Annotated in this window: 9 protein-coding genes and 1 pseudogene; 4 read left to right on the top strand and 6 right to left on the bottom strand. The window is 61.2% G+C overall.

Annotation, left to right across the window (positions count from 1 at the left end; all coding sequences use genetic code 11):
* Positions 1-257 precede the first annotated feature (257 nt).
* The 3 genes from PHQ58_RS08510 to PHQ58_RS08520 are packed head-to-tail and all read left to right on the top strand — an operon-like array spanning position 258 to position 6067.
* Entirely contained in the window at positions 258-1664 is a 1407-nt protein-coding gene (locus tag PHQ58_RS08510; protein WP_300109806.1) for an efflux transporter outer membrane subunit, read from the top strand.
* 38 nt (positions 1665-1702) lie between these two features.
* A complete protein-coding gene (locus PHQ58_RS08515) occupies positions 1703-2923 on the top strand; it encodes an efflux RND transporter periplasmic adaptor subunit (RefSeq protein WP_300109809.1) in 1221 nt (406 codons plus the stop codon).
* A 12-nt stretch (positions 2924-2935) separates the two neighbouring features.
* Entirely contained in the window at positions 2936-6067 is a 3132-nt protein-coding gene (locus PHQ58_RS08520) for an efflux RND transporter permease subunit (RefSeq protein WP_300109812.1), read from the top strand.
* Positions 6068-6271: 204 nt separating this feature from the next.
* Here the strand turns inward: PHQ58_RS08520 and PHQ58_RS08525 are convergent, their stop codons facing one another.
* Positions 6272-6856: a hypothetical protein gene (locus tag PHQ58_RS08525; protein WP_300109815.1), complete on the bottom strand. Its 585-nt coding sequence runs from the start codon at positions 6854-6856 to the stop codon at positions 6272-6274.
* A 245-nt stretch (positions 6857-7101) separates the two neighbouring features.
* Here PHQ58_RS08525 and PHQ58_RS08530 point away from each other — a divergent pair.
* A pseudogene (locus PHQ58_RS08530) lies at positions 7102-7476 on the top strand (RES family NAD+ phosphorylase); the annotation flags it as partial.
* Positions 7477-7650: 174 nt separating this feature from the next.
* Here the strand turns inward: PHQ58_RS08530 and PHQ58_RS08535 are convergent.
* The 5 genes from PHQ58_RS08535 to PHQ58_RS08555 all read right to left on the bottom strand — a co-directional run bounded on the left by PHQ58_RS08535 (position 7651) and on the right by PHQ58_RS08555 (position 13094).
* Positions 7651-8883: an ice-binding family protein gene (locus tag PHQ58_RS08535; RefSeq protein ID WP_300109818.1), complete on the bottom strand. Its 1233-nt coding sequence runs from the start codon at positions 8881-8883 to the stop codon at positions 7651-7653.
* 218 nt (positions 8884-9101) lie between these two features.
* Positions 9102-9920, bottom strand: a complete 819-nt coding sequence (locus PHQ58_RS08540; RefSeq protein ID WP_300109821.1) for an IclR family transcriptional regulator — start codon at positions 9918-9920, stop codon at positions 9102-9104.
* A gap of 26 nt (positions 9921-9946) precedes the next feature.
* Positions 9947-11335: an aminopeptidase P N-terminal domain-containing protein gene (locus PHQ58_RS08545; protein WP_300109824.1), complete on the bottom strand. Its 1389-nt coding sequence runs from the start codon at positions 11333-11335 to the stop codon at positions 9947-9949.
* A 27-nt stretch (positions 11336-11362) separates the two neighbouring features.
* Complete coding sequence (locus tag PHQ58_RS08550) at positions 11363-12175, bottom strand: nucleotidyltransferase family protein (RefSeq protein ID WP_300109827.1); 813 nt, start codon at positions 12173-12175, stop codon at positions 11363-11365.
* 115 nt (positions 12176-12290) lie between these two features.
* On the bottom strand, positions 12291-13094 hold the full coding sequence (locus tag PHQ58_RS08555) for a DUF2189 domain-containing protein (protein ID WP_300109830.1): 804 nt from the start codon (positions 13092-13094) through the stop codon (positions 12291-12293).
* Positions 13095-13156 lie beyond the last annotated feature (62 nt).

Genomic DNA, 13156 nt, shown 5'->3' on the forward strand with positions numbered 1-13156 from the left:
CCATTATGAAGCGCTCGCCTGGCCCCGAAATACAAAGCGGTTACCAGCTGGCCCATCACGCCGCACCAAAAATCTTGATACCCTTGCGCCCGGAGCGCGTTTGTCACAAGGTCTCCGGGTAAGCCTTTCTAGAATCCGCACCTTGTACTGCGCCACACCCAGCCAGGCACTTCCCCAAGCCGCAGCAGGCGCTGGCGCAAAACCACAGCCAGAGGTTTGCCAACGCTACAGGCGCACCACACAACAGGATGATCACGATGCCCCCCTTTTCTCAACAACTCAGCTTGCTGACCTTGGTGCTGGCGCTCGGCCTGACCGGCTGCGCCAACCTGATGCCACCGACCCAGGTCGATGCCCTTGTCGCGCCGCAATGGCAAGCCCCGCTGCCGCACCAAGGCATGGTGGGTTCGCTGAATCAGTGGTGGAAGAACCAAGGCGACCCGCTGCTGGTTGAACTGATCGACGCCGCGCAAGCGGTGAGCCCCACGGTGGCGCAAGCCCTGGCGCGGGTGGCATCGGCGCGCGCCTCTCGCGCATCAGCCAATGCTGCTCTGCTGCCCAGCCTGGATGCATCTGCCAGCGTCAGCCGGGGTGTGAGCCAGCCCAATGTGCCGCTGGCCACCACCCAGAGCATCGGCCTGCAAGCCGCCTGGGAACTTGACCTGGTGGGCGCCAACCGCGCCGTCAGCCATGCCGCCGATGCCCAACTGCTGGGCAGCCAGGCCCAGTGGCACGATGCCCGCGTGTCGGTGGCGGCTGAGGTGGCCAATACTTATTTCAGCCTGCGCACCTGCCAGCAGTTGCTGGTGGTGGCACAGCAAGACGCGGCCTCGCGGCAGGAAACTGCGCGCTTGTCGGACATCAGCGCCCGGGCCGGGTTTGCCGCACGGGCCAGCGCCGCCCTGGCCCGTGCTAGCGCCGCTGAGAGCAGCAGCCGTGTCACACAACAAGCGGCAGCGTGCGACCTGGACACCAAGGCGCTGGTGGCCCTGACTGGCATGACTGAGCCAGTTATAACGAAAAAACTACCGCTAGCCCTTATGGGGAAAGCGCTAGCAGCACCTTTTTTAATAGCAAGTGTGCCTGCGCAAACGCTCACGCAGCGGCCCGATGTGTTTGCCGCCGAGCGCGACGTGGTGGTAGCCAGCGCACAAGTGGGCGCGGCCAAGGCACAACGTTACCCGCGCCTGACGTTAAACGGCGCCATTGGCGCACTGCGGTCCACCAGCCAGGGCAGCACCACCAGCCTGGACACCTGGTCGTTTGGCCCGCTGGCGTTAACCGTGCCGCTGTTTGATGGCGGCCAGCGCGCCGCCAATGTGACCGCTGCCGAGGCCAACTACACCCAGGCCGTGGCGGTGTACCGCGCCAAAGTGCGCCAAGCCGTGCGTGAGGTGGAAGAAGCCCTGGTGAACCTGCAAAGCACCGACGCTCGCAGGCTCAATGCAGATGTCGCCACCACGGGTTATGCCGAGTCGCTGCAAGCCACACAAGCCCGCTATGGCCAGGGCTTGGCCAGTCTGGTCGAGCTGGAAGACGCCCGCCGCACGGCACTGGCCGCGCAATCGGCGCAACTGTCGCTGGCACTGGATCGCAACCGTGCCTGGGTGGCGCTGTACCGCGCATTGGGTGGTGGCTTTGATGCCAACTTGGTCACGCTTTGAACCTCTTTTTTTGAAACCTTGTTTTCACGACACACACCATGAACCACCTCACTTTCAAACCCCTCACCCTGGGCCTGCTGGCCGCTGCACTGATTGGCCTGGGGGCTTTGGGGTTTTGGGCCGTGCAGCCATCAAGCACGACAAGCGCCGCGCCAGAGGCCTCAAAAGCCCCTGCCAGCGCCGCAAAACCCTCACTCACCGTCGCTGTCATTCAGGCTCGCAGCGGCTCGTTGCCGATCAAGCTGGCCGCTAACGGCAGCGTAGCCGCCTGGCAAGAGGCCAGCATCGGGACCGAGGCCGGCGGCCTGCGCGTGGCCGAGTTGCGTGCTAGCGTGGGTGACCGCGTCAAAGGCGGCCAGGTGCTGGCCACCTTTGCCACCGAGAGCGTGCAAGCCGATGTGGCCCTGGCCCGTGCCGGTGTGCTTGAGGCCCAGGCCAACGCCCTTGACGCCGCCGCCAACGCCGACCGCGCCCGCGCCGTGCAGGGCACGGGTGCCCTCAGCGCCCAGCAAATCAACCAGTATCTGACGCAGGAACAAACCGGCAAAGCCCGCGTGGCCTCGGCCCAGGCCCAGCTCGATGCGCAACAACTTCGACTCAAACAAACTCAGGTGCTGGCCCCGGACAGCGGCATCATCTCCAGCCGCAACGCCACGGTGGGCGCGGTGCTGGGCGCGGGCACCGAGCTGTTCAAGCTCATTCGCCAAGGCCGCCTGGAGTGGCGCGGCGAGGTGACCTCAGCCGAGTTGAGCCGCATCAACGTGGGCACAGCGGTGCTGGTGACCGCCCCCGGCGGCGCACAAGCAAAAGGCCGGGTGCGCATGCTGGCCCCCACCGTGGATGCCGCCACCCGCAATGGCCTGGTGTATGTGGACCTGTTGCCCGGGTCATTGCCTGCACAAGGCAACGCCACGGCAAGCGTGGGTGCCAGCTTCAAACCCGGCATGTTTGCGCGTGGCGAGTTTGAGCTGGGGCAATCTGCCGCGCTCACCGTGCCGCAAACTGCCGTGGTCGTACGTGACGGCTTCAGCTATGTCTACCGCGTGGGCGCAGACCACCGGGTCAGCCAGCTCAAGGTGCAAACCGGCCGGGTGCTGGGCGACCACATCGAGCTTCAAAGCGGCGTCAAACCCGAGGACCAGCTGGTAGCCAGCGGCGGCAGCTTCTTGAGCGATGGTGACTTGGTGCGCGTGGTCGAGGCTTCTAAGAAAAATGATGCTGTAGACCAAGTAAAACCAGCGCAAACAGCTACAAAATAAAGAGCGCACACCATGAACCTGTCTGCCTGGTCCATCAAAAACCCGATCCCTGCGGTGATGCTCTTTGTGATGCTGAGCTTTGCCGGCATGCTGTCCTTCAATGCCATGAAGGTGCAGCAGTTCCCCGACCTGGAACTGCCCACCGTGACCGTGGCCGCCAGCCTGCCCGGCGCGGCCCCGGCCCAGCTTGAAACCGAAGTAGCCCGCAAGCTTGAAAACGCCATTGCCCCGCTGCAAGGCCTGAAAAACATCTACACCAAGGTACAAGACGGCGGCGTGACCGTGACCGCCGAGTTCCGCCTGGAAAAGTCAACACAAGAAGCTGTGGACGATGTGCGCAGCGCCGTGCAAGGCGTGCGCAGCGAGCTGCCCAGCGACGTGCGCGACCCGGTGGTGAGCAAGGTCAACCTGTCGGGCGCCCCGATTTTGGCGATCACCATTCGCTCACCACAAATGGACGACGAGGCCCTGAGCTGGTTTGTCGACAACACGGTGGCGCGTCGCCTGCTGGGCGTCAAAGGCGTGGGCTCCGTGGTGCGTGTGGGCGGTGTCAGCCGCCAGGTCGAAGTGGCGCTGGATCCACTGAAATTGCAAGCCTTGGGCGCGACCGCTGCAGACGTGTCACGCCAATTGCGTCAGGTGCAAACCGAGAGTGCCGGTGGCCGCGCCGACTTGGGCGGCAGCGAGCAGCCCATGCGCACCCTGGCCACGGTGAAAACCGTGGAAGAACTCGCCCGCATTGAATTCGCCCTGAGCAGCGGTCAGCGTGTGCGGCTGGATCAGGTCGCCACGGTGCGCGACACCGTGGCCGAACCGCGCGCCCTGGCGCTGCTCAATGGTGTGCCAGTGGTTGGTTTTGAGATCACCCGCAGCAAAGGCGCCAGCGAGGTCGAGGTGGGTGCGGCGGTGCAGGCGGCGCTGGATGAACTCAAGGCCCAGCACCCGGACATCGAACTCACCCAGGCCTTTGACTTTGTGGCCCCGGTGGCCGAAGAGTTTGATGCCTCGATGGTCATGCTGTTTGAGGGCGCGATTCTGGCGGTGATTGTGGTCTGGCTGTTTTTGCGCAATGTGCGCGCCACCTTTGTGTCGGCCGTGGCTTTGCCGCTGTCGGTCATTCCGGCTTTTATCGGCATGGCTTATCTGGGTTTCTCCATCAACACCGTCACCTTGCTGGCGCTATCGCTGGTGATTGGCGTGCTGGTGGACGACGCGATTGTGGAGGTGGAAAACATCGAGCGCCATCTGCAAATGGGCAAAACGCCGTACCAGGCCGCCATGGAAGCCACCAATGAAATCGGTCTGGCCGTGGTGGCCACCACCTTCACGCTGATTGCGGTGTTTTTGCCCACCGCCTTCATGGCCGGCATTCCAGGCAAGTTCTTCAAGCAGTTTGGCTGGACTGCTGCGCTGGCGGTGTTTGCCTCATTGGTGGTGGCGCGCTTGCTCACGCCCATGATGGCGGCTTACATCATGAAGCCCAGCAAGCACCCGCACCAAGACCCGTTCTGGATGCCCGCCTACCTGCGCGCCAGTCGCTGGGCACTGAACCACCGCTGGATCACGCTGGGGCTGGCCGGTGCGTTCTTTATTGGCTCGATTGCGTTGATTCCGCTGTTGCCCAAAGGCTTCATTCCGCCCGATGACAACTCGCAAACCCAGGTGTATCTGGAGCTGCCGCCCGGCGCCACACTGAGCCAGACCCGTGCCTCGAGTGAGGCCGCGCGTCAGTTGTTGGCCAAGCTGGATCATGTCAAAAGTATCTACACCACCATTGGCGGTGGTGCCGCTGGCTCTGACCCATTTGCCCCTGCCGGCACGGCCGAAGTGCGCAAGGCCACGCTCACCGTGCTGCTGACCGAACGCGGCAAGCGCCCACGCAAACAAGGCATTGAGAACGCCATTCGCGATGCCATGGCCGAGTTGCCCGGGGTGCGCAGCAAGGTTGGCTTGGGCGGCAGTGGCGAAAAATACCAGCTGGTGCTCACTGGCGAAGACCCGCAGGCGCTGGCCACCGCGGCGGCAGCGGTCGAAAAAGACCTGCGCACCATTCCCGGCTTGGGCAGCATCACGTCGAGTGCCAGCCTGATTCGCTCCGAGATTGCGGTGCGGCCCGACTTTGCCCGCGCCGCCGACCTGGGCGTGACCAGCAGCGCCATCGGCGAAACCCTGCGCATTGCCACCGTGGGTGACTACGACACAGCGCTGCCCAAGCTCAACCTGAGCCAGCGCCAGGTGCCGATCGTGGTCAAACTTGACAGTCAGGCGCGGCAAGACCTGAGCTTGCTGGGCCGCCTGACTGTGCCCGGGCTCAAAGGCCCGGTGATGCTCAGCCAAGTCGCCACGCTGGAGATGACCGGTGGCCCGGCGGTGATTGACCGCCTGAACCGCTCACGCAACATCAACTTTGAGGTCGAGCTGTCCGGCGCACCGCTGGGCGACGTGACGGCAGCGGTGGCCAAGCTGCCCAGCTTGCAAAACCTGCCCGCTGGCGTCAAGCAGCTCACCCTGGGCGACGCTGAAATCATGGGCGAACTGTTTGCCAGCTTTGGCCTGGCCATGCTGACGGGTGTGCTGTGTATTTACATCGTGCTGGTGCTGTTGTTTAAAGACTTTTTGCACCCATTCACCATCCTGACCGCGCTGCCGCTGTCACTCGGTGGCGCCTTTGTCATGCTGCTGCTCACAGGCAAGAGTTTTTCGATGCCGTCGCTGATTGGGCTGATCATGCTGATGGGCATTGCCACCAAAAATTCCATTCTGCTGGTGGAATACGCCATCGTGGCGCGGCGTGGTCATGACGGCAGTGACGGTCAGCCAGCCGTGGCGGGCATGAGCCGTTTTGACGCGCTACTGGACGCATGCCACAAACGCGCCCGCCCGATTGTCATGACCACGCTGGCCATGGGCGCCGGCATGGTGCCGCTGGCGGTGGGCTGGGGTGCGGCCGACAGCAGCTTCAGAAGCCCGATGGCGGTGGCGGTGATTGGCGGGCTGATGACATCGACCGTGCTGAGCCTGCTGGTGATCCCGTCGGTGTTCACCGTGATGGACGACTTTGAGCACTGGCTGGGTAAAGTCAAACGCTGGGTGCGGCGGGAGAAGGCGGCGGATGGTGGCAAGGTGCTGGCATCGCGGACTTGACCCGGGGGCTTTATCGACAGTGCTATCTCCAAGACGACGAGGCAGATGAAAAAAATCCCTCACTCGCTTTAAACGAGTGAGGGATTTGTAAATGTCTTTACGAGGCTAGCTCAACAGCACATCGAGTTATCGGCAAACACGAAGGCGGGTCTATGAGAGCAATGTTTGCTCAAGATGTCTTGCGACGACGCGCAGCAACGAGTCCTACGAGCCCGAGACCAAGCAATGCGATGCGATGGATGCGGGCTCAGGAACGTCGTTGCGGGCAACATTGCCGACAGTAAGGTTGTCAAGAGACTCCCATTGGCCTGTGCCACCAGCGGCCATCGTCAGGCTGGTGAGAAAAACGCCCGAATCAGCAATGAAGCCGCGGTAATCGGAGACTGAAGTTGGCGTGAAGGTTAATGCCGTGCCGTCGCTCAGGGAAATGCTAACCGAGCTGTTAAGGAAAACATCGGATACGTTAGTCTCAAAGAAATTGGCGCCAACTGCATTCACATTGCCACCTAGAAAATTGATGGTTAGAGAGCTGGTATTGTTGAACACGCCGAACAAATTGCTACCTGAGTACAGAGTTGAGACAGATGCGGTCATGTTGTAACTGAATGCCCCACTGCTGAATACCGTGCCAGACGCTGGCGTACCCCCACCGATCGTCGTGTTGAAGTTTTCTGTGTAGTAACCAGGGTTCAGGGCACTCAGAAACGAAGCGGATGTCGTGTGAACAGTCGCGGCATTTGACGCACTGAAAGCAGAAACCAAAATCAAGGCAAGTAGAGATTTTTTCATGTTAATGTTTTCGTAATTTAAGAAATACACATAAGCAAAAAACAAACCACCACAAAGAATTAATTTAAATGTTGATAAAAATCATGTGGTTAGCATCTTTTTGGGTTAAATTTTCTTTGGGAGTGACGCTCTTTTGTAAAGATATCCGACACTCAGTCGTGACCCAAGGTTGGTTCCGTTTTGCTGATCAAGCCTTTTCTGAAAAAACTGCCAGACTGTATTGCGGGCGCTGAAATCGGGTTGGCCAGTCTGTGATCTTCAGCGCTGAGGGTCGGTCTTTGGCGCTGCTGGAGATGCTGGTGCAAGACGAGCCCTTGCGGGCCCACTATGTGTTGATACCGGCGCACCTCTACAGTGACGTCAGCCTGGAAACTCTGGAAGCCAAAGCCATGCCGCAAGACTGGCTCGCACAATCTGGCCGTGACGCCTTGCAGGCCTTCGGTGCTGAATGGCTTGTGCAGTTACGCAGTTGTATGCTGGCCGTGCCCAGTGCGGTGGTGCCAGCGGAATTCAACTTTTTGATCAACCCCCTGCACCCGGATTTCAAGAACATCACGCTGGGAGAGATGGAGGCGCTGGAGATGGACATGGACATGGACATGGACATGCGCTTGCTCTAATCGGCACGGTTAGGCGCTTTTACTTCAGCAATTGAGGCGAATTTACTATACTAAATATAGCTGCTAGCGATTTATTTATAAGGTTTACAGCCTTATTTTTATTTAAATGTCTGACCTGTCGCCAAGTTAGGTTTGCCGCGCAGCGCCAGTACCTCTGCGCTGAACTCCCCCGGGTCAAGGCGCTGGCGCGTTGATGGTGGCGTAGTTCAATTGAAGGCCGGAGGTTGACAGGGCGCGCCCTTCTAACGTGGTGCCGTTGCCTGGCGCGGTTCCAATCGTGACTGAACTGCCCGTCAGGATGTTGCCCTTGAAGTTGACCTGATCCATGATCAGCGCCGAGCTGCCCAGACTCCAGAACACGTTGCGGGCTTTGGCCCCATTGACCAGCAAGACTTGACGCGTTTTATTGACCGTGAGCTGTGTGCCGGCCTTGAACACCCAGACGGCATCCGGGTCGCCTTGGGCATCGAGCGTCATGTTGCCGTCATTGAGGTTGAGCGTGACACCTGATGTGTACAGGCCAGGGGGATAAATCCCGGGGCGTCCACCCTTGGGCGTGAACAGCGACAGCTCGCTGCTACCCACAATGACCGGATTGAGGGTGCGCGCATTTGCTTTGGCGAGTGCATCAATCAAGTCGGATTTGGCCTGCGCGACAGTGGCGCCAATTTGAATGCCACCGGTCGAAATGATGCCTGTGCCAGCGGGTACAGAGTCGACAAAACCACTCACATTGGTGGTCATGCCGGGAGGGGCCATGCCCAAATGGCCGTTGACGCGTGTCGGGTTGAGCGCCGTGCTGATGTTGTCGATCGATGTTCCCCCCAGCACGACAAAGCTGGCGGCTGTTTTCAGGTCGATGGGGGACTGTCCGATCTGTGATCCCGTGGTAAAGCTCCAGCCGACACTGCTGGCAAGGTGCGTGCCTGTGGCGTCGGTTGCCGCTGTGGTGATGGTGGCGGTAAATTGCGTGTTGGCGGCCAGCGGCGCCGTGGGTGTGAAGGTGGCTACCGTGTTGCTGCTGTCCATGCTGGCGCTGCCGGACACGGGTGTGCCGCTGACGGTTTCCTTGACGGTAAACGTGGTGGCAGGTGACACGAGGGTGGCCGGGTTCATCGGCTCACTGAAGGTGGCGCTGACGCTTCTGGGTGCCAACGAGTTGTCAGGTGTCACCGTGCTGATGGCCACATTGGTCGCGGCACTGGTTGGGCTTGACGTCAGGACGGTTGGGCTACCGCTGGGCCCTGACGGCGCGGCGCCGGGCAACACCGTGCCCGTCGCAGCAGGGGCCAAATTGGCGGTGGAGGCCGCGGTGCCGCCGCCGCCGCCGCATCCGGTCACGATGAAGGCCAGCAGCCAAGCGGCGAGCCCAACAAAAATGGGGGAATGGCGCTTCTGATTGTTCATGTTCTGCTCCCTGTCGCCTGGGTCTTCCCAGTGCGCGTTGTTGATCGATCCAAGAGTTGGACTGTCAACTTTATTGCGGATAAAAAATTGCGAATTCGCAAAAGAGCAGAAGATGCCTGGCCGCATGGATTGCCGCACTATGTTCGCAAGCCCGTTTTGGTATTGCAATTGCTATATTTAATATAGCTACTTGCGCTTTATAAATAAGGGCCAGAGCCCTATTTGTCTTGCAATGTATGCCCCAGTCGCAAAGACAGGTTTTCGGCGCAGCGTTTCAGGGCGGTCACCACTTTGCCGTCGGGGGTCAGGTCGATCATGCTTTTGACGCCAATGGCCAGCACTGACAGGGTGAGCTCGTGTTTGAAATTGAACACCGGCGCTCCGGCGGCGGCCACGCCTGGCACCAGGTGGTAGTCGTTGACGGTGGACACGCCGTCGCGGCGCACCTGTTCCAGCATGGCTTCGATGCCTGCAGAGGTTTGCAACTCAGCCGGTAAGGACAGGGTGGCGCGCTCGCGGCCAATCAGCGCCTCGGTGGTATTGCGCGGCAAATAAGCGGCAAACACCCGGCCGCTGGCCGAGGTCAGCAGTTGCAATGCACTGCCGGTGACCACGTTGACGGTGATCGGGCGGTAGGGCCGCAACGAGCGGATGATGACCGGGCCGTTGTCGCTCCACACCGCCAGCGCTGTGGTCTGGTTGATCTCATCGCGCAGGTCGGCAATGGCTTGCAGGCCCAGCTTGACGCGGTCCAGCCGGTCTACCGCCACCAGCCCCAAGCTCAGCGCAAATGGCCCGAGGTCATAACGCGAGGTCATCGGGTCTTGCTCGACCAGGCCGGAGCGCACCAGGCTGACGATGTAGCGGTGTACTTTGCTGGCCGGCATGTCGGCCGCCGCGGCGATGTCCTTCAGCATCATCGAGCGGTGACCGCTGCTGATGGCACGCAAAATCGTCATGCCAATTTCGAGCGACTGCACGCCATTTTTGCCTTCGGTGTCGCGCGCGGTGGCGTCCGTGTTGTTGCTGAGCGGCATGGACAGTGTTCTCGGGTGGGCTGGCTTCAGGCGCGCATCAGCGCTTCGATCTCGTCCACGCTCACCGGCACGTCACGGGTAAGCAGCTCGCAGCCCGTCGCAGTGACGATGGCATCGTCTTCGATGCGAATGCCAATGTTGTGAAAGTGTTCTGGCACGCCGTCACCCGGGCGCACGTAAATGCCGGGCTCGATGGTGAGCGCCATGCCGGCGCGAAGGATGCGTGCCGGGCGGTCTTTGATGAGTTCACCCGTGAGCGCATCCTTGCGCGTGCTGACCTGGCCCAGCTCTGACGGCTCGGTGTAGTCGCCGCAGTCGTGCACGTCCATGCCAATCCAGTGGCCGGTGCGGTGCATGTAAAACGGGAAATAGGCGCGTTTTTCGATCACGTCGTCCAGGCTACCGACCTTGTTGGCGTCAAGCAAACCCACATCCAGCATGCCTTGCGCCAGCACTTTCACGGCCGCATCGTGCGGGTCGGTGAAGCGTGCGCCGGCTTTGGTGGCGGTGATGGCGGCCTCTTGGCTGGCCAGCACCAGCTCATACAAGGTGCGCTGCGGGCCAGTAAAAATGCCGTTGGCGGGGAAGGTGCGGGTGATATCGCTGGCATAACCGTCTAGCTCACAGGCGGCGTCAATCAGCACCAGCTCGCCGTCGCGCACCAGGCCACGGTCGGCGCGGTAATGCAGCACGCAAGCGTTGGCGCCAGCGGCCACGATCGAGCCATAGGCGGGAAACTGCGAGCCGTTCACGCGGAATTCGTGCAGCAGCTCGGCTTCCAGGTGGAATTCACGCACCTCTTTGCCATCGCGCAGCATGTGGGCTGACCGCTGCATGGCGCGAATGTGGGCTGCGGCGCTGATCTGGCCCGCGCGGCGCATGGTGGCTTGTTCAGAGGCGTCTTTGACCAGCCGCATCTCATCGAGCACGCCGCACAGGTCGCGCTGCGTTTGCGGTGTCAATGCGCCGTAGCGCACACGGGCGCGCAAGTGGCCAAGCCAGCCGTCGACACGGGTTTCTAGTCCTTTGTGGGTGGCAAACGGGTACCAGACGGCGTCGCGGCCGTCCAGCAAGGCGGGCAACTTGGCATCCAGCTCGGTGACCGAATAGGCGGCGTCTACCGCCAGTGCATCCAGGGCCGCGTCAGGCCCGAGCCGGTAGCCGTCCCAGATTTCGCGCTCGGTGTCCTTGGGTTGGCAAAACAGCGTGCTGCTGCCGTCACCCTGCACCACCAGCCAGGCTTTGGGTTCGGTGAAGCCGCTCAGGTAGTAGAAGTAGCTGTCTGGCCGGTAAGGAAAATCGCTGTCGCGGTTGCGCTGCTGCTCTGGCGCGGTGGGGATGATGGCCACGCCGTTGGGGCCAATGGCTTTGGCCAGTTGGGCGCGACGCTGCTGGTAGAGGGATGATGGGTTCATGGCGTGTCTTGTTGCTGGTGAATGGGGTCAGGCGTTGAGTTCAGCCAGTCTTTGTGGCGTGCCGACATCAGTCCATGGCCCCGCGTACAACTCGGCTGACACCTGTTGATTGTCCATGGCGCGGCGCAGCAGCGGGGCCAATGGGGCCTTGATGCCTTGCGGGTTGCCTGCGCCAATGTCGCACCAAGGCGCCTCGAACAGGGCACGCCGGTACAGGCCAATGGTGGAGTAGGTGTAGCGAGGTCGCGGATCGTCTTTGGGCAGATTCAGCGCCAGCATCAGGCCATCTGCCCCGGGCTGCAGGCCAAAGTCGCCGCCCGGGTTGTGCGCCGGGTTGGGCACCAGCCACAGGTGGGCCAGCATGCCGCTGGCGACAAAACGGTCAACCGATGTTTGGGCAAATTCAAAGCCCGGCGTGAACACGTCACCCGCCAGCACCCAGAACACCTCGGCTAATTCCGGCAAGGCCCGCACAATGCCGCCGGCCGTTTCCAGCGCGCCGCCAAAGTCTTGACCTTCGTGTGAGTAAACAATGGTCAGGTCTGATGGATGCTCTGCATTCAATAGCTGTTCACGCAATCTAGACAGGGGCTTGAGGCTGAAAACATCATTAAATGTCTGTGCAATCTGGGTGCCGAGCCAGGCGGTGTTGACCACCACCTGCGGGCAGCCACCGCGCAGCAAAGCCTCTAAATGCCATTGCATCAGATGCTTACCTTGCACTTGCAGCAGGGGCTTTGGGCAGGTGTCGGTCAGCGGGCGCATGCGCTCGCCACGGCCTGCGGCCAGCAGCATAGCGGTGATGGGGCGGGTTTGTCTGGCGCTTGAGGTCATGGTCATGCGGTGAAATTTGCAGCGGGGCAAGGCATACCCAATTAAAACTCAAAGCCGACCAATTGAAAGTGAGGGTCTGTCTAATTTAAATTAACACAACGCTGCTTAGCGCCCGAGCACTCTAAAGCCAGCGCACTGACCCCCGGTAGGCGTGCCAGGTGGCGTGACCCAGCAGCGGCCCCATCAGCAGCAGCCCCACAGCCCAGGGTAGTAGCAAAGCCACAGTGACCAAAGCGGTGATCAATGCCCCCCACAGCAGCATGACACCGGGGTGGGTCACCACCACCTCAATGCTGCCAATGGCGGCGGTGATGGCGTCGGTGTCGTGGTCCAGAATCATCGGGATCGACACCACGCTGATGGCAAACACCAGAGCCGCAAAGGCACCGCCCACCAGGGTGTAAACCAGCACAAATTCCCAGTTGTCCGGGTTGAAAACGGCTTGCGCAGCACCGATGGAAGACGGCAGGCCAGCGTTGAAAAACACCGCGATGACCACCAGCGACGCCCGGCCCCACAGTAGCTCCAGCACAATCAACACCCCCACCAGCAAGCCCATGCTGCGCAGGTGCGAGCGCCAGCAGGTCATGGATCTGGCAAAGTCGGCGGGCAAACCTAACTCGCGGCGGCGGCTCACCTCATACAAGCCCATGGCCAAAAACGGCCCCAGTAGCAGGCAGCCCGAGGCCATCATCATGGTGTATTCGGTTTGGGTGCGAAACACAACACCCAACAACACGGCCATGCCCCAAAACGCCAGCCCATAAAACAGGCTCACGCCCGGGTTGGCAGTGAGGTCGCGCCAGCCCAGGCCCAACCAACGCGGTGGTGCTGACCAAGTCAGGGAGATGACTTCCTTGGGCGGTGCCTCTGAGGGCGGCGGCACGTAGAGTGGCGGGGGTACTTCGTCTTGAAAATTGCTCATTACTGCAGCTTAGCGAGTCTGCAGGGGTTCGGCTATTGAGGAAAACACCAGTCCCACCGGGC

It is taken from the genome of Rhodoferax sp., assembly GCF_028688795.1.
In the GTDB taxonomy this organism is placed as follows: domain Bacteria; phylum Pseudomonadota; class Gammaproteobacteria; order Burkholderiales; family Burkholderiaceae_C; genus Rhodoferax.